The sequence below is a fragment of the Paenibacillus sp. cl141a genome, assembly GCF_900109305.1.
Taxonomy (GTDB): Bacteria; Bacillota; Bacilli; order Paenibacillales; family Paenibacillaceae; genus Paenibacillus_AQ; species Paenibacillus_AQ lautus_A.
Map to the genome: position 1 here is coordinate 275,950 of NZ_FNZO01000005.1, position 21,236 is coordinate 297,185.

Annotated in this window: 17 protein-coding genes; 12 read left to right on the plus strand and 5 right to left on the minus strand. The window is 51.4% G+C overall.

Going from position 1 to position 21,236, the window contains the following annotated elements; all coding sequences use genetic code 11:
* Window positions 1–74 precede the first annotated feature (74 nt).
* A complete protein-coding gene (locus tag BMX45_RS16605; protein WP_090910631.1) occupies window positions 75–284 on the minus strand; it encodes a hypothetical protein in 210 nt (69 codons plus the stop codon).
* 303 nt (window positions 285–587) lie between these two features.
* Between BMX45_RS16605 and BMX45_RS16610 the strand changes: the two genes are divergently transcribed.
* The 6 genes from BMX45_RS16610 (at window position 588) to BMX45_RS16635 (ending at window position 8,458) form a co-directional block, all read left to right on the plus strand.
* Window positions 588–2,819, plus strand: a complete 2,232-nt coding sequence (locus tag BMX45_RS16610; RefSeq protein WP_090910632.1) for a helix-turn-helix domain-containing protein — start codon at window positions 588–590, stop codon at window positions 2,817–2,819.
* A 358-nt stretch (window positions 2,820–3,177) separates the two neighbouring features.
* The gene (locus BMX45_RS16615; RefSeq protein ID WP_090910633.1) at window positions 3,178–4,545 is read left to right on the plus strand and encodes an ABC transporter substrate-binding protein; all 1,368 of its coding nucleotides are present in this window, start codon (window positions 3,178–3,180) and stop codon (window positions 4,543–4,545) included.
* Window positions 4,546–4,625: 80 nt separating this feature from the next.
* Entirely contained in the window at window positions 4,626–5,603 is a 978-nt protein-coding gene (locus BMX45_RS16620) for a carbohydrate ABC transporter permease (protein WP_175495126.1), read from the plus strand.
* Complete coding sequence (locus BMX45_RS16625) at window positions 5,600–6,439, plus strand: carbohydrate ABC transporter permease (RefSeq protein ID WP_090910634.1); 840 nt, start codon at window positions 5,600–5,602, stop codon at window positions 6,437–6,439. The genes BMX45_RS16620 and BMX45_RS16625 overlap by 4 nt, the downstream gene beginning before the upstream one ends.
* A gap of 26 nt (window positions 6,440–6,465) precedes the next feature.
* A complete protein-coding gene (locus BMX45_RS16630; protein ID WP_090910635.1) occupies window positions 6,466–7,470 on the plus strand; it encodes a Gfo/Idh/MocA family protein in 1,005 nt (334 codons plus the stop codon).
* A 43-nt stretch (window positions 7,471–7,513) separates the two neighbouring features.
* Window positions 7,514–8,458 (plus strand): aldose 1-epimerase, encoded by a 945-nt coding sequence (locus BMX45_RS16635; protein ID WP_175495127.1) that lies wholly within the window; start codon window positions 7,514–7,516, stop codon window positions 8,456–8,458.
* Window positions 8,459–8,646: 188 nt separating this feature from the next.
* On the opposite strand, the gene BMX45_RS16640 is transcribed toward BMX45_RS16635, so the two are convergent.
* From BMX45_RS16640 to BMX45_RS16650, 3 genes are read right to left on the minus strand one after another with little or no spacing between them, the layout of a single operon-like run.
* Window positions 8,647–10,266, minus strand: coding sequence for an extracellular solute-binding protein (locus tag BMX45_RS16640; RefSeq protein ID WP_090910637.1), 1,620 nt, complete (start codon window positions 10,264–10,266; stop codon window positions 8,647–8,649).
* A gap of 33 nt (window positions 10,267–10,299) precedes the next feature.
* Complete coding sequence (locus BMX45_RS16645; protein WP_090910638.1) at window positions 10,300–11,181, minus strand: carbohydrate ABC transporter permease; 882 nt, start codon at window positions 11,179–11,181, stop codon at window positions 10,300–10,302.
* A gap of 16 nt (window positions 11,182–11,197) precedes the next feature.
* Window positions 11,198–12,088 (minus strand): ABC transporter permease, encoded by an 891-nt coding sequence (locus tag BMX45_RS16650; protein ID WP_254778116.1) that lies wholly within the window; start codon window positions 12,086–12,088, stop codon window positions 11,198–11,200.
* Window positions 12,089–12,451: 363 nt separating this feature from the next.
* Between BMX45_RS16650 and BMX45_RS16655 the strand changes: the two genes are divergently transcribed.
* Window positions 12,452–14,719, plus strand: a complete 2,268-nt coding sequence (locus BMX45_RS16655) for a helix-turn-helix domain-containing protein (RefSeq protein WP_090910639.1) — start codon at window positions 12,452–12,454, stop codon at window positions 14,717–14,719.
* A gap of 148 nt (window positions 14,720–14,867) precedes the next feature.
* Here BMX45_RS16655 and BMX45_RS16660 read toward each other — a convergent pair whose 3' ends face one another.
* Complete coding sequence (locus tag BMX45_RS16660) at window positions 14,868–16,061, minus strand: acyltransferase family protein (RefSeq protein ID WP_254778117.1); 1,194 nt, start codon at window positions 16,059–16,061, stop codon at window positions 14,868–14,870.
* 181 nt (window positions 16,062–16,242) lie between these two features.
* Between BMX45_RS16660 and BMX45_RS16665 the strand changes: the two genes are divergently transcribed.
* From BMX45_RS16665 to BMX45_RS16685, 5 genes are all read left to right on the plus strand, one after another.
* Window positions 16,243–17,175, plus strand: a complete 933-nt coding sequence (locus tag BMX45_RS16665) for a helix-turn-helix domain-containing protein (protein ID WP_090910641.1) — start codon at window positions 16,243–16,245, stop codon at window positions 17,173–17,175.
* Window positions 17,176–17,379: 204 nt separating this feature from the next.
* Entirely contained in the window at window positions 17,380–18,690 is a 1,311-nt protein-coding gene (locus BMX45_RS16670; protein WP_090910642.1) for an ABC transporter substrate-binding protein, read from the plus strand.
* Window positions 18,691–18,773: 83 nt separating this feature from the next.
* A complete protein-coding gene (locus BMX45_RS16675; RefSeq protein WP_090910643.1) occupies window positions 18,774–19,727 on the plus strand; it encodes a carbohydrate ABC transporter permease in 954 nt (317 codons plus the stop codon).
* A gap of 1 nt (window position 19,728) precedes the next feature.
* Complete coding sequence (locus BMX45_RS16680; RefSeq protein ID WP_090910644.1) at window positions 19,729–20,553, plus strand: carbohydrate ABC transporter permease; 825 nt, start codon at window positions 19,729–19,731, stop codon at window positions 20,551–20,553.
* Between the two features lie 142 nt (window positions 20,554–20,695).
* Complete coding sequence (locus BMX45_RS16685) at window positions 20,696–21,202, plus strand: GNAT family N-acetyltransferase (protein WP_090910645.1); 507 nt, start codon at window positions 20,696–20,698, stop codon at window positions 21,200–21,202.
* Window positions 21,203–21,236 lie beyond the last annotated feature (34 nt).

The window sequence follows — 21,236 nt, forward strand, 5'->3', positions numbered from 1 at the left end:
GCTTCCTAATCTTTTCTTCCATATCCCGGTATCCTGCTTATAACATGCGCCTGGCCTCGGATCATCTCACCCCTTCAATCAAAGACCCCGAAATGCCGCAACGTTGCAATCGTGATCAGGATGAACCACCGAATGAGAATGATCCCCCAAACGATTAGAAGACCTTGGAACAGTCGCTCAACCATCCATTCGATCTTCTTGTTTGACGTATATCTGCGCCTCTGCTTAAAAAACCACGCCGCGAATCCTTTGGGAACATCGCTGAAAGTTGTCTTTGGCTCCATTGGCTGCGTCCTCCTCCATTATCCATCGATTAGCATGTCGGATATACAACGCAAGTCTTCGGTTGAACCGTTTCTTGAATTTTATCATGTTTAATGGAAAAATTCACCATACATCATGTTTCTTGGTCACATTTCCGACAATATTGTAGTCAAATCGACATGATGTCTGATAAACTAACATAAATAATTGCTATTTGTAACACAAACACTTCACAAGAATAACAGCTGAAGATCTATCCATGACTATTCGAGGCCATAACGTTGTGCACATCCTTTATGTTTGCCTAGGAAAGAGGAACCAACATGAATCGTAACTGGTTTACGCGGATGCTTATGCTGTATATCCCTGCTTTTCTGATCGTCCCCGCCTTTTTGTTTTTCGTCTTTTTCCAATCATTGAGCGAAAGCAACCGGAAGGATGCCGAGCGCTCCAATGCTTTCGTAACCCAGCAAGCGATGCTGATGATCGATACGTCGTTGTCTTCGCTGGATCAGAAAATATCGCTTGAGATGCTGCGCAATCGAAAGGTCATCTCCTTTTTCTCCAGAAGCACGGAAAAGGATCTGCCCCTTCAGGTGGACGTGATGAATCTTTTGCGCGATTTAAAAATGACCAATCCCCTGATTCATTCCATTTACATGGTTCAAGCGGATCATAATCAAGTCCTCAATGAAAGCACAAGCTATTCCTTAGACCAATATGCCGATAACGCCTTCATTCGCTCCAAGCTGGAAGCACCCAACAGCCATTGGTCGGATACCAGGCTGTACAGGGAGCTGCCGTCCGACAAAGGGGTCCCCGTCGTCTCATTGACGCGCAGCGTTTCCATCTTCTCGAAGCATCATGGGTTAATCGTCGTTAATGTAAGCGCTGACGCCCTGCAGGGAATGCTTCTTCAAATGCACGATCCATCTTCCCGCATACTAAGCCTGTATGATACACAAGGGAGCAGCGTGTTCGATATGGCAAAATCGGAGACTTCCGGCAGCAAGAGCGGAACCAGCAACGGCGCCCTTCAGTCGGAAGCGAATTCCGACTATACGGGCTGGCGCATCGTCAGCAGCGTTCAAGGAGCGGATACCTTCAATTTTATCATCAGCCTATCGAATATATGGTTTATTGCCGGCTTGCTCCTCTGTGCCGTTTCGGTCGCCTGGATCGTCTACGTGACGCTTCAAAATTACAGGCCCATTCAGCGCCTGGTCAACCAGCTGCAGCAGCTGTCCTCCAAGGAGGACGCCCCGGAGGAAATCCATAAAAACGAATTTACGTTCATCAATTCCAAATTGCAAAACATGATTGATCAGAACGCAAGGTTCCAGCTTCAGTTCGAGGAGGATTTAAAGGCTCAGCAAAATTTTTTCATGTACGAGCTGCTGGAAGGGACGCGCTCCTTCGATTTGAAGGAATGGGAGAAGGAAGCGGCCAAGCACGGCCTGCCGGTGCTGTTTGGCAAGCAGCTGGTTTTTGTCCTCGAAGTGGATCACCGTTCCGAGTGGAGCGCAAACTACGGTCAGATGCAGCATGGCACTCAGCAAAAAGCCATTGAAACCATCATTCTGGAAGCGGCATCGGATCATGCCTGCGAGGTGAAGCTGCTCTGGGTATCCTTGCACCAGCTTGCTTGCATTCTGGTCATATCGCCAGAAGCGGAGAAGCTGGCCTTCGAGCCACTCTCCTTCGCGGAAGAATGCCAGCGCCGATTTGCCGATGCCTTATCGTTCACCGTATCCGTCGGCCTCGGGGAGCCGGTCGAGCATCCGGACAATCTGCATGATTCCTACCATGAGGCATTGGATGCGCTGCAAACGAAGCCCGTCAATCGAAGTGCCATGATCATTCCTTATTCGTCCGATCCCTTGTCGAGGGATCATAGCTTTCATTATTTTCAAAAGGTTGACCGGATCGTTGACGGCTTCCGACTCCAAGAAGCCAAGTGGAAGACGGAAATGCAGGCGCTCTTTCAGAACATGCTGGAAGAAGGCATATCGCGCCGCGGCGCAAGCAGCGTGCTGCATTACCTGACCTACCATCTGAACAAAACGGCTTCCGGAATGAACGACGAATACTACCTGCTCTGGAAAACAGAAACGATGCCGGCACTCGACCGGGTTCAAAAAGAAATCGACCTGCCGGAAGATTGGACGCAGATGGTGCTTCAGCTTCTGGAGCAATTTGCCGAACGGCTGGATACGCAGCGGAATCTGCGAAGCCAGGGAAACCTCGTCCAAGAGGTTAAGGCTTATATTGAAGAGCATTACACGAAGGCGGAACTATCCCTTGATTACCTGCAGGACAAGTTCGGGATCAGCGGCAAATATTTGAGCAGATTGTTCAAGGAAGAGTACGGCTTGAAATTCGTGGACTTTTTGATTGATTTACGAATTCAGGAAGCGAAACGGCTCCTTACGGAAAGCGCATTGTCTGTACAGGAAATTACGGAGAGGGTCGGTTACAGCAGCCCGATTTCTTTTGCCAGGACTTTCAAAAAAATTACCGGCGTTCCCCCGATGGATTACCGCAAAGGCAAATAAAACGGCGCAGAACCTAAACATCAAACGAAGGCCGAGAAGGACATAATATGTTCCCTCGGCCTTTTCCCGTTTATGCCGTAGCGGCTCCTGCCCGCGCAGCCATGCCCATCGGCCGCAAAGTAGAAAATAGTTCCGGGTAGAGAAAAGTTTTTTGTGATTTATATTACATACATTTTCCAGTGTTATTTAAATTGCCATCGCGGTAACGTTTACACTAACACTAGATTCGCCTTTCGGTTTGTTAAGTGAAAAGTGTTTGTTGTCTGGCCTGGCAGCAGGTGTTTTTATTAAGGGCAAGGAACGGCGCCTCACCGCGCTTTCCACCATAACCAAAAAACCAGAAGGGGATGAACTAGCAATGGTAGACAGAAACAGAAAGAAAAAGGGATGGACGGCTCTGATCGCTGCAGCCGTTACGTTATCAACCGTATTAAGCGCCTGCTCGGGTGGCAAGGAACCGGCCTCCGCAAGCAACGCCCCGTCCGACGGCGATCCGATTACGATCTCGTTCGAGACGTCGGTATACGCCGAAGAACCTCATAAGAAGGCAATCGATGCACTCATTGCCAAATACAATGAAACCCACCCTAACGTCACCATCAAAGTTCATGGAACAGACTACGAGAATTACTGGGATAAGCTGACCACCGAGATTCTGGCAGGTACGCAGGGCGACATCGTTCAGGTATACCCGGAGAATATTGCCACCTATAATGCGCTGCAGAGCGGGGGCACCTTCGTGAATCTCGACGAGAAGATTCAAGCGAGCGGACTGGAGGACAAGCTTGTCGGACAGGAACTGAGCAAGGTGGACGGCTCTTATTATGCCTTATCCAATTACGCATGGGGATCAACCGGCATTTTCTACAGCAAATCGATGTTCGAAGCCGCCGGAATCGATCCGGCCTCCATTCAAACGATGGATGATTTCAAAGAAGCCGCCATACAGCTCGGCGGTGTTAAAGACGGACAATACGGGTTCTCCAGCGTCATCGGCACCCATCCCTTTATCGCCTCGGAATGGTACCGGCTGCTCGCCCGTCCCGTATCGGGAGGCATTTACTTCCCGGACGGCGAAGCTGGCCCTTACGAGGCCGACCGGATTAACGTCAATTCCGCACCAAACGTTTGGGCAGCGGAGTGGTGGCAGGATCTGATCAAGAACCCGCAGGCCACGCCTCCGGGAACCCGCGACAAGAAGGTCAGCCGCGAGATGTTCTGGAACGGTCAGGCCGGCATGATGATGGATGGTCCCTGGTTTATCGGCATGACCAAAGAACGCGATGAAGTTTTAATGGACGACCTGGGGCTCATGCCGCAGCCTTCCGTCGAATACGAAGGCCAAACCTATAAACCGAACCCGCACAATTATCCGATCGTGTCGATGATTTCCAAAGACAGCAAGCATCCTGACGAAGCTTGGGAGTTCCTTGAATGGATGACCTCCCGGGAAGCGCAGCAGATTATCGCCGGTTCCGGCATGATCCCGAGCAGCAAGGAATACGCCGAATCCGAAGAATACAAAACGGAGAATCCGCTGGCTGCCCAATTCTTCGATTTCCAGGAGAATGTATACGCCCCGGCCGTGATGGACCCGCCCATCCCTGAACTCGGCTCCCTGTCCCAAATCCTGATCAATGCCGCGCAGGAGATGTTCGTTGGCATGAAAGACGCCAAGACGGCGCTGGATAGCGCGGCTGAGCAGATGAAAGACACGATGCATTAAGAGGGATTCGAATACATCAAACGATTGAAGCTGCCCGGCTCCACTGCCGGGCAGCACTTACATCATAAGGAGGTGGGGGAATGAATCCAACGCGAACGGATGTGACAAGCAGGCAAACTCCCTTGCCGTTGAAGGGAGCTTCGAAGGCCAAGCGATTATGGCTGGAGGAAAAACGGCATTTCAAAAAAAATACAGCCGCCTATTTATTTATTGCGCCGCTGGCCATTACCGTTGCTCTTGTACTCCTCTATCCGATTTTGAAATCGGCGCTCATGAGCGTGCAGTACTGGAAGGTTGCGAAGCCGATTGCCGAAGGCAATCCCTATGTAGGCTTGGACAACTATGCAGCCGCCATCCAGTCGGGGCATTTCCTGAAATCGTTGGGCATTACCTTTCTATACATTATCGTGACGGTGGTTCTGCGTTTCCTGCTGGGAATCGGTACGGCCGTCCTGCTGAACATTCCCTTTAAGGGCCGAGGGCTCGTAAGAGCGCTGGTGATCATCCCATGGGCCGTCCCTGAAGTCGTTGCTTGTCTCGTATTTATTCTGATGTATGATTACCAATTCGGCGTGATCAACGATCTCCTGCTGAAGCTCAACCTGTTGTCCAATCCGGTCGCTTTCCTCGGCGAAGCCGACACCGCGCTCTGGGCAGCCATGTTCGTCAATGTATGGAAGGGCTTCCCGTTCGCCGCCATCATGCTGCTCGCCGGTCTGCAGAGCATATCCAAAAGCTTGTACGAAGCGGCGGAAATCGACGGCGCCTCGAAATGGCGCCAGTTTCTCAGCATTACCTTCCCGATGTTAAAGCCCGTATCCGTCATCGTCTTCCTGCTGCTGATCATCTGGACCATCAAGGATTTCGGCATCGTCTACGTCCTCACCGGGGGCGGACCGAGCCGGGTAACCGAAATACTCACCATTTTTATCTACAGGGCAGGGTTCAAATCGTTTGACTTCGGTTTGGCTTCCGCTGCGGGGATGATCCTGCTGGCCATCTCCATCGTATTCACCGTAATGTACATGAAAGCAACGAAGGCAGGTGAGATGTCATGAGCAAAGGGATCAGCAAAATCATCGTATATGCATGCGCCATTCTCATTTCGTTGTTTGCCGTATCCCCTTTCCTATGGATGATCCTGACTTCGTTGAAGCCTCAGGCCGAAATCTACAGTACGCCGCTGACATATCTTCCTCAAGAGCTTCATTGGGAGGGCTACAAGGGCATGCTGAATCCCCATGCGGACGACAGCGCCAACTTTATGAAATGGTTCGGCAATACGGCGTTTGTCTCGCTGCTAACGACGGTATTCTCTCTTATCATCTCCGCCTTTGGCGGCTATGCGATGTCCCGGTTCGGTTTCCGGGGACGGATGTCGCTCGGATATATCATTTTATTGACGCAGATGCTCCCCGGCTCGCTGCTCATTATTCCGCTGTACCTGATCATGAAGGATTACAACTTGCTGAACTCCCATCTGGGCCTCGTCATAGCCTATACCACCTTTGCTGTACCGTTCTGTACCTGGATGCTGAAGGGCTACTTCGACAGCGTATCCCAGTCCATCGATGAAGCTGCGAGCGTTGACGGGGCCAACCGCTTCACAACCTTTATCCGGATTTTGCTTCCGCTCACGCTTCCCGGACTCGTGGTAACCGGCATCTTCTCTTTCTTAACCAGCTGGAACGAGTTTATGTTCGCCCAGACGTTCATCAGCGATTACGATAAATGGACGCTGTCAGTCGGCATCGCCAGCTTTCAGGGACAGTATGTCGTCAACTGGGATTACCTCATGGCGGGCTCCGTCATAACCACGCTTCCGATCGTGATTGCGTTCTGGCTGCTGCAAAAGCATCTGGTCAGCGGAATGACCGCCGGAGCCGTTAAATAAAGATAACCATTCAAGGAGGGGTCACAATGATCAAATTCGGAATCGTAGGCATGGGGATTCGCGGCAGCATGTTCGCCGATACCCTCAGCCAAAACCCTTATGCGGAGCTGGCCGCGGTCAGCGACGCTTACGAAACTACCCTGAACGCGAGCATAGAGAAATACGGGGTTCCCGGCTATTTGCAAGTTGAGGATATGCTCGAAAGCGAGGCTTTGGATGCCATCGTGATTGCCACGCCGGATTTCCTGCATAAAAAGCCCGTTATGCTCGCGGCAAGGCAAGGCATTCATATCATGGTCGAAAAACCCTTCTCCACTTCCGTCGAGGAGGCCAAGGAGATGTACGCCGCGGTAGAGAAAGCGGGCATCAAATGCCTCGTCGCTTTCGAGAATCGCTGGAATTCTCCTTTTGTTGCGGTTAAGGAAGCCGTCCGGAATGGGGACATCGGCCATATTCTGACCATCAACACCCGTTTGAATGACACCATCTACGTGCCTACCAAAATGCTGAAATGGGCCGGGGAATCCACGCCGGGCTGGTTCCTATTCCCGCATGCGACGGATATTGCCCTATGGCTCAAAAGCGGGGTTCTGCCGGTTAGCGTCTACGCGGTAGGGACGAAGAAGAAATTGGCCGGGATGGGGATCGACACCTACGATTCCATGCAAACGATCGTATCCTTCGACGATGGCACGCATGCAACATTCACGACCAGCTGGGTGCTGCCCGAATCGATGCCGCTGATCTACGACTTCAAAGTCGAGATCATCGGCGAGGACGGGGCATTGTATGTCGACTTATCCGATCAAATGGTCCGTAAGGGCGGCAGCGTCTACAGTCATGTCCATACGCTCGGCACGCCCATCAACGGCCAATATACCGCGGCGCCCCATTATATGCTCCATTCCTTTGTCGATCATATCCGTTTGGATACGATGCCCGAATCCGGAGCAGCTGCCGGCCTGCTGAATACCAAGCTGGTACATGCCATCCATCGCTCCGTCTTAAGCGGACAGGTTGAGCAGGTGTGACATGGAGGCATGCCCAGCGGTTGAATCATGCACTTTTCTTGACATGCCTGCAGTGAGGGCCGAAAATGATCGCTTATCCATGACGGTGGTTCCGGGATGGGGGAGCAGCGTCATCTCGCTGCGCTGGAAACCATCGGACACCGAATTGCTGCGCACGCCGCCTTCCATGACGGAATATGAGCGGACACCCTTTTTATACGGCATGCCTGTCTTATTTCCGCCCAACCGGATCGAGAATGGCAGCTTTACCTTTGAAGGCCGTCCCTATCAATTCCGCATCAATGAGCCGCAGCATCACAATCATGCGCACGGACTTGTTCATGACGAAGCATGGGAAGTCGGACGCTGCTGGACCAAGGGGAATCGGGCCGTGATTGAAACCGTGTTCTCTTCAAGAGGCCGCCCTGCGGTCATGTCGCAATTTCCGCATGAGTTCTCGATCCTTCTGCGCATGAGCATTGACGGCGCTTCGTTCAGGCAGACGGCAGAAATCCGCAACAAAAGCCAACACTCTTTTCCATGGGGATTGGGGTATCATACCACCTTCCGCTTTCCCTTCGGGGATGCGAAAGATCAGGAGCGCTGCACGCTGCGGGCCCCTGTCGGGAAACGATGGGTGCTTAACAACCGGGTGCTGCCGACCGGGGAGCTCGCTCATGACTTCCGCAGCAGAGGCTTGCGGGACGGAATTTCCGTCAGTCAGTTCCCGCTCGATGATCTATTCCTTGCCATGCCGGAAGACCGTAACGAAGCCGTATTGACGGATCCGGCGGCTGGCCTCAGGGTTACCTACCGCGCGGATGACGCCTTCAAGCATTGGGTGCTGCACAATGGCGATGGGGCGAGCGGTTACCTATGTCCCGAGCCTTATACTTGCGCTACCAATGCCTTCAACCTGGGGATGGATCCGGCAATCACCGGCATGCAGGTGCTGAGGCCCGGCAGGAGCGCCCTGCTGTTCTGTACCATCCATGTGGAAGAGCTCTGATTCACCTCGACTAAAACCATGACAAAAGCGGCCCGCTAGCAAGGATGTTTTCCTTGAACGGGCCGCTTTCCCAGTTTGTTATACGCTTGCTGCGACCTTATCATCACTTTTGGGATTTCACCAACTGAATAAAATAACGCGATCCGGGAATCTCCCCGAATCGCGCCTTGGATTTACATATCTTGCGTTTACTCCGCTTGATAGCGGTCATATGCAGCCTGGTAGACTTCCATGTATCGGTCCAGCCCCATTTTGTTGAGCGTGTTCACATACTCTTCCCATTGGCTGAACGAAGCCGAGCCGTTCACGAATTTGGCTTCCATCTCCGTGACGTAGTCCTGAATGTCTTTGCCGATCGAGGACATGACGTCGGTTTCCTCAAGCGTGAAGTTGAAGTTGTACAGAATTTCCTTCACGGCATAAGGCTCTGCTTTTTCGGCAGCGGCCATCGCGCTTGGCAGCGTCTCGGAGCCTTTGAACCAGCTCTCGCGCACCAGTCCCGGGTAGCTTCCGCCCAGCCAAGTAAAGTACTTGGCAAGCGCCTGATCCTGCGTCAAGCCATTGGAATTCTCGGTAATCTCTTTCACGTATTCCAGCTGGCCGTCCGCATTCTTCGTATAGGTCTCGCCTTCCTTGCCCATGAAATAGAACTGGGCTCCCTCATCCCCGTAGAAATAATCCATCCAGCGGATCGTTGCTTCCGGATTCGGGTTCTTATCGGTAATCGCAAATGCGCCCACGTGAACCATCGGTACTTTCACATGGGAGTAGAGCTGGTCTCCATGAGGACCCTTCAGGGCTCCAAGCCCGATGTACTCCTTGCGTCCCATCACGGTCTCCGGGTTGGGCACGATCGTGGAGCCGAGCAAGCCTTCTTGTCCCTTCGCGTTCAGCGCACCGCCTTCAATGGTGAAGATCTCTTTGTCAAGCAGTCCTTCCTTATAGAGCTTGTTGACGAATTCCAGCATTTCCTTATACTCCGGCAGCGCTTTGGTAAAGCGAAGTTTTCCCGAATCCGGATCCACGTCCACGAATTTATGGCCGAGTCCGCTCGTTCCAAGCCCCCATGAGCCTTTCAGATGGTCGATGATTCCGGTAATGCCCGCCGAGGAGAATGGAATTTCGTCGTGCTGTCCGTTACCGTTCAAATCGGTTTCTTTCACAGCCTTCAGATAGGCGTAGAACTCTTCCGTCGTCTGCGGCTCCTTCATTCCGAGCTGATCCAGCCACTCCTGATTGATCCACAGCGGGGTGCCGATCAGCATGGACAGCAGGGCAGGATCATAGAAGGAAGGCAGGGAATAGATGTTGCCGTCCGGCATCGTCAGTCCTTTGCGAATATCGGGGTATTCCTCCATAAGCTTCTTGAAATTCGGCGCATACTTGTCGATCAGATCATTCAGCGGTATAAATACTCCTTGCTCGCCATAACGCGTCAATTCCGCGGAGCCGACCCTTGCCGAATAAAATACGTCCGGGTAATCGCCGCCGGCCAATGCGAGATTCCGCTTCTCGGTCAGCGTCTCGAACGGAATGAGGTTCCAAGTCACGTTCACGTTCGACATTTCTTGGTAGGTTTTCCATACAAGGGTTTCTTCGAATTTGCTTCCGTTCGTCGGCGATTTGCCGGTGAAGAACGTCAGGTTCAGGGGCTCGTTCACGATCGGCATACCCGTCTCGTTAACATTAGCCTGCGGCGTTTCGCCCTTATCGGCTGCGCCTTCCCCGCTCTTGCTTCCACAACCAGCCAGCAATCCGGCGGCCAGCACGGCAGCCAATGTAAGCGAAGTCCATTTTTTCATCACCATAAATTTCATATCCCCCTCATCGATTGTCCGTAATCAACCTTTAATTGCACCAATCATAACACCCTTCACAAAATGCTTTTGCAGGAACGGATACAGCAGCAGCATCGGCAGATTTGTCACGATGACCGCCGCATATTTGATCGCCTCCGCATCCATCAGGCTGCGAGCCAGCGAATCATCGCTGATATCCACCATTTCCTGCATCTGACCTTGAACCAGAATCTCGCGCAGGAACAGCTGCAGCGGATAATTCGCTCGGTCGGACAAGTAGATCAGCGCGCTGAAATACGAATTCCAGTGACCCACGGCATAGAACAGCACCATCACGGCCAGAATGGGGCCGGATAACGGCAGGACAATGCGCCAAAGCACCCGCATGTTGGAAGCTCCGTCAATAAACGCCGCCTCCTGCATTTCCTTCGGAATGGAGCTCTGGAAGAAGGTCCTCATGATAATGATGTTCCATACCGAGACCGCCGAAGGGATGATCATTGCCCAGATCGTATCGAGCATTCCCAGTTCCTTCACCAGCAAGTAGTTCGGGATCATCCCCCCGCTGAAGAACATGGTGAATACGATGATCGCCGTAAAAATGCCTCGTCCGTTAAAATCGGCCCTGGATAACGGATAGGCGGCAGCGATCGTCATCAGTACATTCAAGGCCGTTCCGGTCGTGGTATACAGCAGCGTGTTCAAGAATCCCCGCATCAGCTCCGAATTGGCGAATAACCGCTCGTAACCGACAAACGACAATTCCTTCGGCCATAACCATACTTCCCCCCGCATCACCGTTTCCGGGGCGCTAATGGAAGCAATCAGAACAAAAAATAAAGGATAGAGCACAAGGAGCGTAATAAATGATAGTATAATGTAAATAAATACTCCGGCTATTCGTTCACTGCGGCTTTGCGGCATATGCCATCATTCCTCCTTACCATAGGCTGTTCTCGCTGACTTTTCGGGCAATCCGGTTTACGGTAATCAGCATGATAAAGTTGACGATGGAGTTAAACAGGCCGACCGCAGCCGAAAAGCTGTACTGGGCGCCCAATATGCCGCTCCGGTATACGTTCGTGGCAATGACGTCGGACGCTTCCATATTAAGCGAATTTTGCATCAGGAAGATCTTCTCGAAGCCGACGCCAAGAACGGAACCGATGTTCAGAATGAGCAGTATCGTCATCGTGGGCGCGATCCCCGGCAGATTGATATGCCAGATTCGCCGGAGCCAGCCCGCACCATCCACCTTGGCCGCCTCATGCAGCTGCGGGTCGATCCCGGCGAGTGCCGCCAAATAGATGATGGAGCTCCAGCCCATGCCTTGCCACACGCCGGACCACACATAGATGCTCTTGAACCAGGAGGGCTCCGTCATGAATGCAATCGGCTCTCCGCCGAAGGAGGTGATAATCAAATTGACGAGGCCGCTTACCGGCGACAGGAACATCATGATCATTCCGACAACAACGACCGTGGACAAGAAATGAGGTGCATAAGTTACCGTTTGTACGAATCGGCGGAACCGGCCCGATCTGGCTTCATTAATCATTAGGGCCAGAATGATCGGAATCGGAAATCCGACCGCCAGCTCATATAACCCGATACCCATCGTATTTTTAATAATGCGCCAGAAATAAAAGCTGTCAAAAAAGCGTTCAAAATGTTTGAAGCCCACCCATGGGCTATCCATGATCCCTTTGTTGGCCATAAAATCCTTGAATGCAATCTGGACGCCGTACATGGGTACATAATGAAATACAATGAAGTACAACAGAACCGGTGCAAATAAAGCGTATAGCTGCCAGTTTCTGCGCATCTGCATCATGGTTCTTCGCCAGACACTTTTCCTTTGAATTTTTGAATGCGCTTCCACATTGCTTAGCTGACGTTGCAAAATCGGCAATCCCCTCTCTTTCGTCTATGCGTCTCCTTTGTGTCCCAAGGTCCACGTCTGCATCATAAACGACCCGAATGCATGAGGGGTATTGACCATTTTAATGATGTCTTGCCTTTCATTGGATGGAAGGCCGGAAGCGGCGTTTTCCTAAAGCAATGCTTAAAATCTAAAATATTGACTATCCCATTTTTACGAAGGATTAACACGATTCGGGCACATTCCTTAACACTTGTCCTATATAATGTTATGAAACCTGGAACGTCAGAAAAATACAAAGGGGGGAAGACTGTGAATTGGATCCGGCATAAAAGCCACAGTGTATTCTTTAAAATTTTTCTGAGCTTTCTGGCCATCATCGTGTTATTCGGATTGTTTTATGCGGTGATCTTCCAGCTCTTCAAGACCAGCCTGCAAAAAGAAATCATCGATAACAGCCAACGGTCGGTTCACGATACGGCAGAACGGTTCAACAACCAATTCAGCAGGCTGCAGGTATTAATGTTCGATATATATAACCAGTCCGAATTAATCGGCTTCAATAATCAGCTTCGCCACCAGACCGGAAACGAAGTCAATTACTTGAAGGCCCGAGACGTGATGATGCAGATGCGGAGCGATATCTATAACCCGCTGTTCTTTCTGGAGGACACCCTGATTTATCTTCGCGAATTTGATTTTGTGCTCAGCAAATCCGGGAGCGGCGATGCTGCCTATATGTTCAATCGTTCCTATACGAGTCCGATGTATCCTTATTCGTTCTGGAACGGTTATACGGGCGATCCGGAATCCTTCAAGCTCCTCCCTGCTTCAACCTATCGAATCAACAACGATTTGTCCGAGAAAACGCTGATGCCTTTTGTTTACAAGCAGCCGGACAGTCCATATGAGGTCATTGCCCTCATCGATATCGATAAGGCCGCCCAGTCCTTCTTCGGCGAGTCGAACGATCGCGCGCTTGCCATTCTGAATGCCGAAGGCCAAGTGCTGTACACGCTGGGCTCCATGGACCAGGATCAGCTGCCGCCGTTCGAGGCCGGTCAAAAAGCCGTGCTGAAGGATGGAACCTACTATTTTGCGGAAGCCGGATCCGACGGATTGACCTATGTCTCGGCCGTACCTTACAGCCATGTCTCTTCCCAGCTGAGCCGGTTAACCGGCGGTTTGCTGCTTATTTTCTGCCTATCGCTCGGGGTAGCGCTGGCTGCATCCTATTTCCTCAGCCGGCGGCTGCATAAGCCGGTGAAGCAGATCCTGACGACCGTGCTGAACAGAGCCAGCAGCTCGGCGATGCCGGAAACCGGCAGCGTCACGGAATACGACCTGATCCAGAACCGCATTCAGGAGCTGTTCCGGGAGAAGGAAGAGATTCGGGACCGCATGAACAAACACAAGTCCGTCCTGACCAGTTACTCTTTTATCAGTCAGTTGAAAAGCATTAATACCGATATCAGCGAATGGGAGGATTTCCTGTCGGATGACGGAAGCTTCATCGTGGTTCTGTACCATATCCGGTTCCGGATGAATCCGGTCTATGAGCTTCCCCTCCAAACCGATCAGGCCGTCCGCCATATGCTGGAGCATATTCATCTGATCACGGCGGAGCGCTATCCGGGCTCCCATACGTTCCAGATCGAGAAGAATGAGATCGTCTCCATCTTCAAACGGGAGGAAGCGGCCCGCCTGGAGGAGTTGCTGCTGGAGATCAAGGATATGCTGAACGAGGAGAAGGAATTGTTCCTGGTCACGATTGCGGTCAGCTCCCAGGTAAGCGATTCGTCCGAATTCAATCAAGCCTACCATCAGGTCAAAGGATTGACTGCCCAGGCTCTGCTGCTCGAGGAATCGCAGATTGTGACCATGCAGCGGGCACTCCCTACCACCGTCAACCTGAGCCCGTCCCAGGAAAAAGGACTGCTGGACGCGCTGCAATCCGGCAGCGACGGCCGCTCCCTGCAGATCATCGACCAGGCGCTTGAAGCCATGCAGCGCAAGGAGGCCGGCATCTCTCAATTTCGTTTCTTCGCCGATTCCGCGGCTTCCAAAATTCTAAGTTATATGGAGATGGCCCAGATTGACAAAACCTCCGTCCAATCCTTGAAGCAGTGGAGCGCAAGATTGGCGGAATGCCATTGTTTATCTGATTACCAAGGGGTATTTCGTCAGCTCGTCGAAGCCTCCTGTGCCCTCATTCGCAAGAAAAAGGATACCGGGGAAGAGCCGCTCATCGCCATGTTCATGAACATTGTCCACAACCAGTATGCCGATGATCTGTCCCTGGACTATCTGTCAGCCAAACTGAACCTGTCGAGCGCCTACCTCTCCGTTTATATCAAGGAGAAGACCGGTCTCAACTTCAGCGATCACCTCCTCGGCATCCGCATGAACAAAGCGAAGGAACTGCTGGCGTGCACCGACCTGACCGTCAATGAGATCAGCCAGCGCGTAGGCTATCTCAACATCACCTCCTTCAACCGGACATTCAAGAAGGCCGTCGGCATGACGCCGGGCGCATACCGCAGGCAGCATGTGGTGCAGACCCATGCGAGCGGATCCTGAAGGATTACGGTGACAAAAAGAAAAAAACAAAAAGAAAACCTTCTCTTTCTCGGCATGGACCGGGCGTATGCCCAGCCGGTATCCCGGAAGAGAAGGTTTTTTTGCGTTTCATTGTTCGCTCACAAGATGAAGGTAACCGAATCTGTATCTAGTCGGCTTTTATGGTCTGATCCGTCTGCATTTGGTCCTCCCGTCTTCTCAGCTTCCCAGACGCGAATAACGCTTTGTTCCATCTGGACAACCAGAGCAGAACCCGGGCATCCACCAGCCGGTAAAACCAATGGGTCACCAAGGCGATAACCGCAAACGTGAGAATCGTGGTAAGCAACACGCGGGGACCATAACTCAGAAACGGGCTGAGATGCAGAAAGACATAACTCCCGAACGAGCAAATCACCGTAAAGTGTACGAGGTACAGCGAGAACGAGATTTTACCCAAATAAGCAAAAAACCGATGGCTGAATATCGACTGCATACGGTTTGAATGCAGCAGCACCGTTAGGATCAGGAATGATCCGATTACATGATAAAACACAAAGAAATCGAAATTGGAAGCCCCCCATTGGAGGATCGAATATACCGTTCCTTGCGGTGCGACATACGGATAGGAGCCTAAGTAAATACCGGCGCAGAGCAGCAGGAGCTGGATCCAGGACCGATGGATAAGTGCCGGCCGCTCCCTTTCGCTGTTCGTTACATCGCTTAACAGCACGCCCAGGACGAATCCCAAATAGTAGGAATCGATGAATAAACAGATGAGGATTGCATACACGGCATAACGAATCCGATGACGGCCGCAAACAATCAGAAAAACGAAGATCATGAACGAACCGAACAGCTCGTACGTCATCGTCCATAGCACGGGATTGTACAGCGAGCCATAAGTGAAAAAGGTATGGAACAAGCTTTCCTTCAGCATGACCAGCAGATTGGCGTCCGCGGCAAACGGATCGGGCATCGAAGATAACGTCATCCCGCGTATATTGTCGTAAGCCCCGAGATCCAATACGAGGATCAGATAAGCAAGGAGAACGGATGCCACGGCCGGCACGGCCAGACGAAAATAGCGGCGGATGGCGGAAGAATAAACGATGAACCTGTCCCCTGTTCCAAAAAAACGATAGCTGAGCACATATCCGCTGAGCACAAAAAACAGACAGACGGAGAAGTTGCCGTTAAACAGCAGATTGAACGGCGTTCGCGCGGCAATCCCCTCAAAAGCGAAATGCTCGATCTCCTCCCTCCCCTCAAAAACCGAAGGTGCAAACACTTGAAAAAAATGAGATACCACCACGATCAAGGCAGCGAGCCCTCTCAAGCCGTCCAAATATACGATTTTCATAAACAACCCCGCGTTCCCCTATGAAATAGGCTGATAATGTGACCTATATTTCTTAGGGAGGAGGAGGAATTCTGTACACGATCCGGATGTTTTAGGGATAATCATGTTTAAGAAAATGGCTGTCACCTAAAATGAAAGCGTTTTCTTTAATTAAAGGAAATCAATAGGGGAGGGAATTTATTTGAGTATTTATTGGAGTCAGGTCGATATTGAAGAACTAACGGGATCAGGTGTCGTTTATTTTAACTCAAAGATGGAGATGTTGGAAGGTCTTCCATGCAAAATGTATAAATTGACCTATCAGCAGAGCCTATGGACGCATTGCCATGATTATTTTCAGATATGGTATGTGGCAAAAGGCGCTTTCCTGCACACCGTCCAACAACAGGTATACGAGATACGCAAAGGCGATATTTTTGTTATTCCTCCATTTACCCTGCACAGCGTCAGCATTTCACCCGATGAGGACATCGAAATTTACGGATGCGAATTCATGCCCTCCTTCGTGAACGAGAGGTTTCAGGAACAGCCGACAGACCATGCCTTTTTCGATGTGGCCTTTCTGGAATACTTTCTGCGCAAGGAAACGAATGCCCAATCCCAAATCACGCTGGACAGCGTGACCGATGTAACGGTCCGAAATGTCCTGAAGGATATGCTGATCGAATACGAGAGACGCACCCCATTTTTTCAAATCTCGCTCAAAGCCAAGCTGCTTGTGCTTCTTTCGATTCTGGCACGGCAGGTCAACGGCGAGCTGCTGCGTGAAGGATTCGAGAAATCGGAGAAATACCGGGAAATCATGACAAGAGTCGTTGATCACATCCATAACCACTACCAGGAAGATATGAATTTGAATGACCTATGCAGCCTATCGAATTTATCAAGGTCCACGTTCTGCATCCTCTTCAAAGAATGGACAGGCAAAACATTCAACCGTTATCTCACCGACCTGCGGATTCTGCAGGCCATGATGATGCTGAAGCAGCCGGAGTTATCCGTAACGGATGTTTGCTACTCCACCGGATTTAATGAACTCTCCTATTTTTGCAGAATCTTCAAAAAGTATACGGGCATCTCTCCCACCGACTTTCGTAAGCAAGCGATGAAATAGAGTGTTCAATGCCATACGATAATCCTATTTTTGAACACGATAGTGAAATGAAATGATTTTTTTACATGCTACGATATCCATAATTCTTGCAAATAACTGGATCAGGGCCGGTTGTTTAGTCAACTGCGTTGGGGAGGGAATTGATAGAACTTCGATGAATGACGTTGCACGATTGTACACGATTGCTCAAGGGGAGGAAGAGGAATGAAGAAGAAATCTTGGATCTGGAGCCTTATTCTATTGTTCTCTATCGTAACAGGATGCTCGGGCGGTAATGCGCCCCAAGCAGGCAGTGATGCTGGTGAAGAGCCATCCGATAATCCGCCTGCCCAGGATGCCGTAACGCTCGACTTCTGGTACGGATGGACCGGACCGGAAGCGGAGGCGTTGGAAGCGTTGATTGCCAAGTGGAACAGCGCCAATCCCGACATTCAAGTGAAGGGCTTATCCCAAAGCGATTACCAGAAACAGCTTACCGCGATCACCGGGGGCAATCCTCCGGACATCGCATCCCAATTCGGACAAAATGTCGTGCCGTGGGGACTCCGTGGCGCCATGATGCCGCTCGATGATTATATAGCGAAGGACGGCGTCGATCTTAAGGACTTCGTGCCGGCTTCCCTAAGCACTTCCCAGCATGAAGGCAAGACGTATGCAATCCCGACGGCCATGCACGTGTCCATGCTGTTTTACAACAAGGATATTTTGCAGGAAGCCGGTTATGACGGTCCGCCGGAAACGATAAGCGATTTGAAAGAGTATATCAAGAAGCTGAGCGTCGCTCAGGATGACGGCCGCCTCCAGCGGCTTGGATTGTGGCCGGGCATGGATGCGTATACGTTCAGTTATGCCTTTAACGGATCGTTTTATGATGAAGCAACGCAGCAGGTGACGCCTGATCATCCGGGGATCCAATCGGCCATCAAGCTCTCGAAGGAGATCTGGGATCAATACGGTTCCGATAATCTGGACCGATTCTCCTCCGGGCTCGGCCAATACATGTCGGCACAGAATCCGTTCTTCTCGGGCAAATATGCGATGACGATTGACGGAGAATGGCTGCCCACCTTCATCAAGCAATACTCGCCTGATCTGAACTACGGCATAGCTCCCATTCCTTATGATGAGAGCAACCCGGAACTTAAAAACTCCGGAAATGTAACCACCAGCGTATTCTATATTCCGAAAGGCGTCAAAAACCCGGACGCTTCCTGGAAATTCATCAAATGGATGACCGAGCCGGAGCAAATGGCCGAGTTTACGGCTGCCCTCGGGAATCTCCCGACGCGAAATTCGGCCTTCTCCAACCCGCTCTACGAGGATGTGCCAGGGTTTAGGGAATTCCTCGACTATTCGGGGAGCGAAAACCTGAAGTCCTTCCCGGCTTCTTCCTACGCGAACGAGTACATGACGGAGTTCAGCGCGCAATATGACGCTATTCTCCGAGGCACCGTCAGCATGGAGGAAGGCTTGGACAAGGTGAAGGCCAAGATTCAGCCGCTGGTGAAATGGTGAACCAAGCAGGCTCTGTCCAATGCAGCGATGGGTTGGGCGGGGCCGCTACCTAAATATCTTGAAGCGGAAGGAGAATCGCGAAGATGAGAGTCTCCACAGCAGCAAATCAACGAAAGCCCGTATCAGGCTGGTCCAAGAAGGAGCGTCATTATGTGTATCTTGGCCTGGCGTTCGCCTCTCCTTGGATCATCGGGTTTCTGGCTTTTACCGTCTATCCGTTCTTCGGCTCGCTCTATCTGAGTCTGACCGAATACGATTTATTCAGCCCTCCCCAGTGGGTGGGGCTACAGAATTACGAGCAAATCCTCGCGGATGACCGCTTCTATAAGTCGCTCGGTAACACTTTTTTCATGGCGTTTATATCCGTGCCGATCACGCTGGCCGTCTCACTATTGATTGCCGTGATGCTCAACTTCAAAGTGAAGGGGATCAATTATTACCGCACCATCTTCTACCTTCCGTCCGTCATACCGATCGTTGCAAGCGCTCTATTGTGGACATGGATGCTGAACCCCGACTTCGGGTTGGTTAACATGGCACTTCGCACCCTGGGTTTAACAGACCCGGCGTGGCTGCTGGATCCCCGTTATACGAAGCCGTCCCTTATCCTGATGAGCCTGTGGGGCTCGGGTGCCGGCGCTTTAATCTTCCTGGCCGCCCTCCAGGGCGTGCCAAGGCAATATTATGAAGCGGCTCAGGTGGACGGAGCGAACTGGTGGTACCGCTTCTGGAAGATCACGGTCCCTGCCCTGTCCCCCATCATTCTTTTTCAACTCATCATGGGGTTGATCGGCGCCTTCCAAATCTTTACGGAATCGTATATTTTGGCTGGCGGCAAGGTGGATGGAAGCGGCTCATTGGGCGGGCCGGAGCAATCGCTGCTGTTCTATGCGGTCAATTTGTACCAGGAAGCGTTTGTCTTTCTGAAGATGGGTTATGCCTCGGCGCTCGCCTGGATTCTGTTCATCATCGTGCTGCTGATTACGTTCATCCTGTTAAAAACGTCGGGCCGCTGGGTCTATTACGGAGGTGAGTAACATGGCTGTCAGGTTGCGGGTTATCTTGCCGCATGTAGTCCTTCTTCTATTCGCTGTGATCTTCCTGTTTCCATTTGTATGGCTGGTGATGACCTCGCTGAAAACGCCGGAGGAGATACTCGAGTTCCCGCCGAGCATTTTCCCGGAGACGTTCCAGTGGTCCAATTATAAAGAGGCGCTTTCTGCCATTCCGTTTACCCGCTACATGATGAACACGTTTCTGATTTGTATGGTGAATATCATCGGCCAGCTATTCTCTGCACCACTGGTAGCCTACTCGATTTCCCGCATCCCCTGGAGGGGCCGGAACATCATCTTTACCATCGTCGTGGCAACCATGATTCTGCCGGCTCAAGTGCAGATGATTCCACAGTACATCATCTTCACCAAGCTCGGCTGGGTCAATACGATCATGCCGCTTACTATCGGCGCATTCTTCGGGGCGCCGTTCTTCATCTTTTTGCTTCGGCAGTTTCTGCTTGGCGTGCCGACCGAATTGTCCGAGGCAGCAAAGATCGATGGGGCTTCGGAGCTGCGGATCTATATTAAGATCATTATGCCGATCCTGAAGCCGGCACTGGCCACCGTTGCTTTATTCTCTTTTGTATGGTCGTACGTGGATTTCATGGGACCGCTCATCTATCTGAACGATTCGGCCAAATGGACCATCACCGTCGGCCTGCAAAGCTTTCAGCAGGACCACGGGGCGCAGTGGGAGAAACTGATGGCGGCATCCACCATCATGGCGATTCCCATGATCCTGATCTATTTCTTCGGACAGAAGTATTTCATGAAATCGGGATCGGCGTTGACCGGGTTTAAATAATAGGTTGAATGAAAACCTTCTCCTCCATGGCAGTTAGGCCGATCTGGCCCGCTGCGAATATGGAAGAGGAGGTTTTTGGGCTGATCGTGCAGAAATAAAAACTATGAAGAAACGATATCAATAGACATAAAGGATGAGATTAATGACTTATCATATCACTGCCATGACGGAGATGTTCGCCGATCAAATCATGTCATGGAACTATGAGCCTCCCTATGACTTCTACGACAGCGGACAGGATGAGGAGTTTCGAAGAGAGCTTCTGGAATGCTCGTATTACGCCATACTGGATGATGAGGAGCAATTGATCGGTTTTTGCTGCACCGGCCCATCTGCCCAAATACCGATTGCGATCCCGTTAGGGGCATACGATGAGGATCTGCTCGATATCGGACTCGGCATGAAACCGGAGCTGACGGGAAAAGGCTTGGGACACAAGTTCCTCTCCTGCGTGCTGGCATCCATGGGAGAACTTCACCAACGCGAATCGTTTCGGCTGACCGTGGCCCGATTCAACGAACGAGCCATTCGCCTGTATGCCAAACTTGGCTTCTCGGAGGCTGCATCGTTCGATAAGGGCAGCACCTCCTTCATGACGATGGTCAAAAAGCGGCAGGCCTCTTCTCTTAATGAGAAAAATAAAGGGTGATCCCAACAGTAATTCAATTGCTCTTGAAAGCATG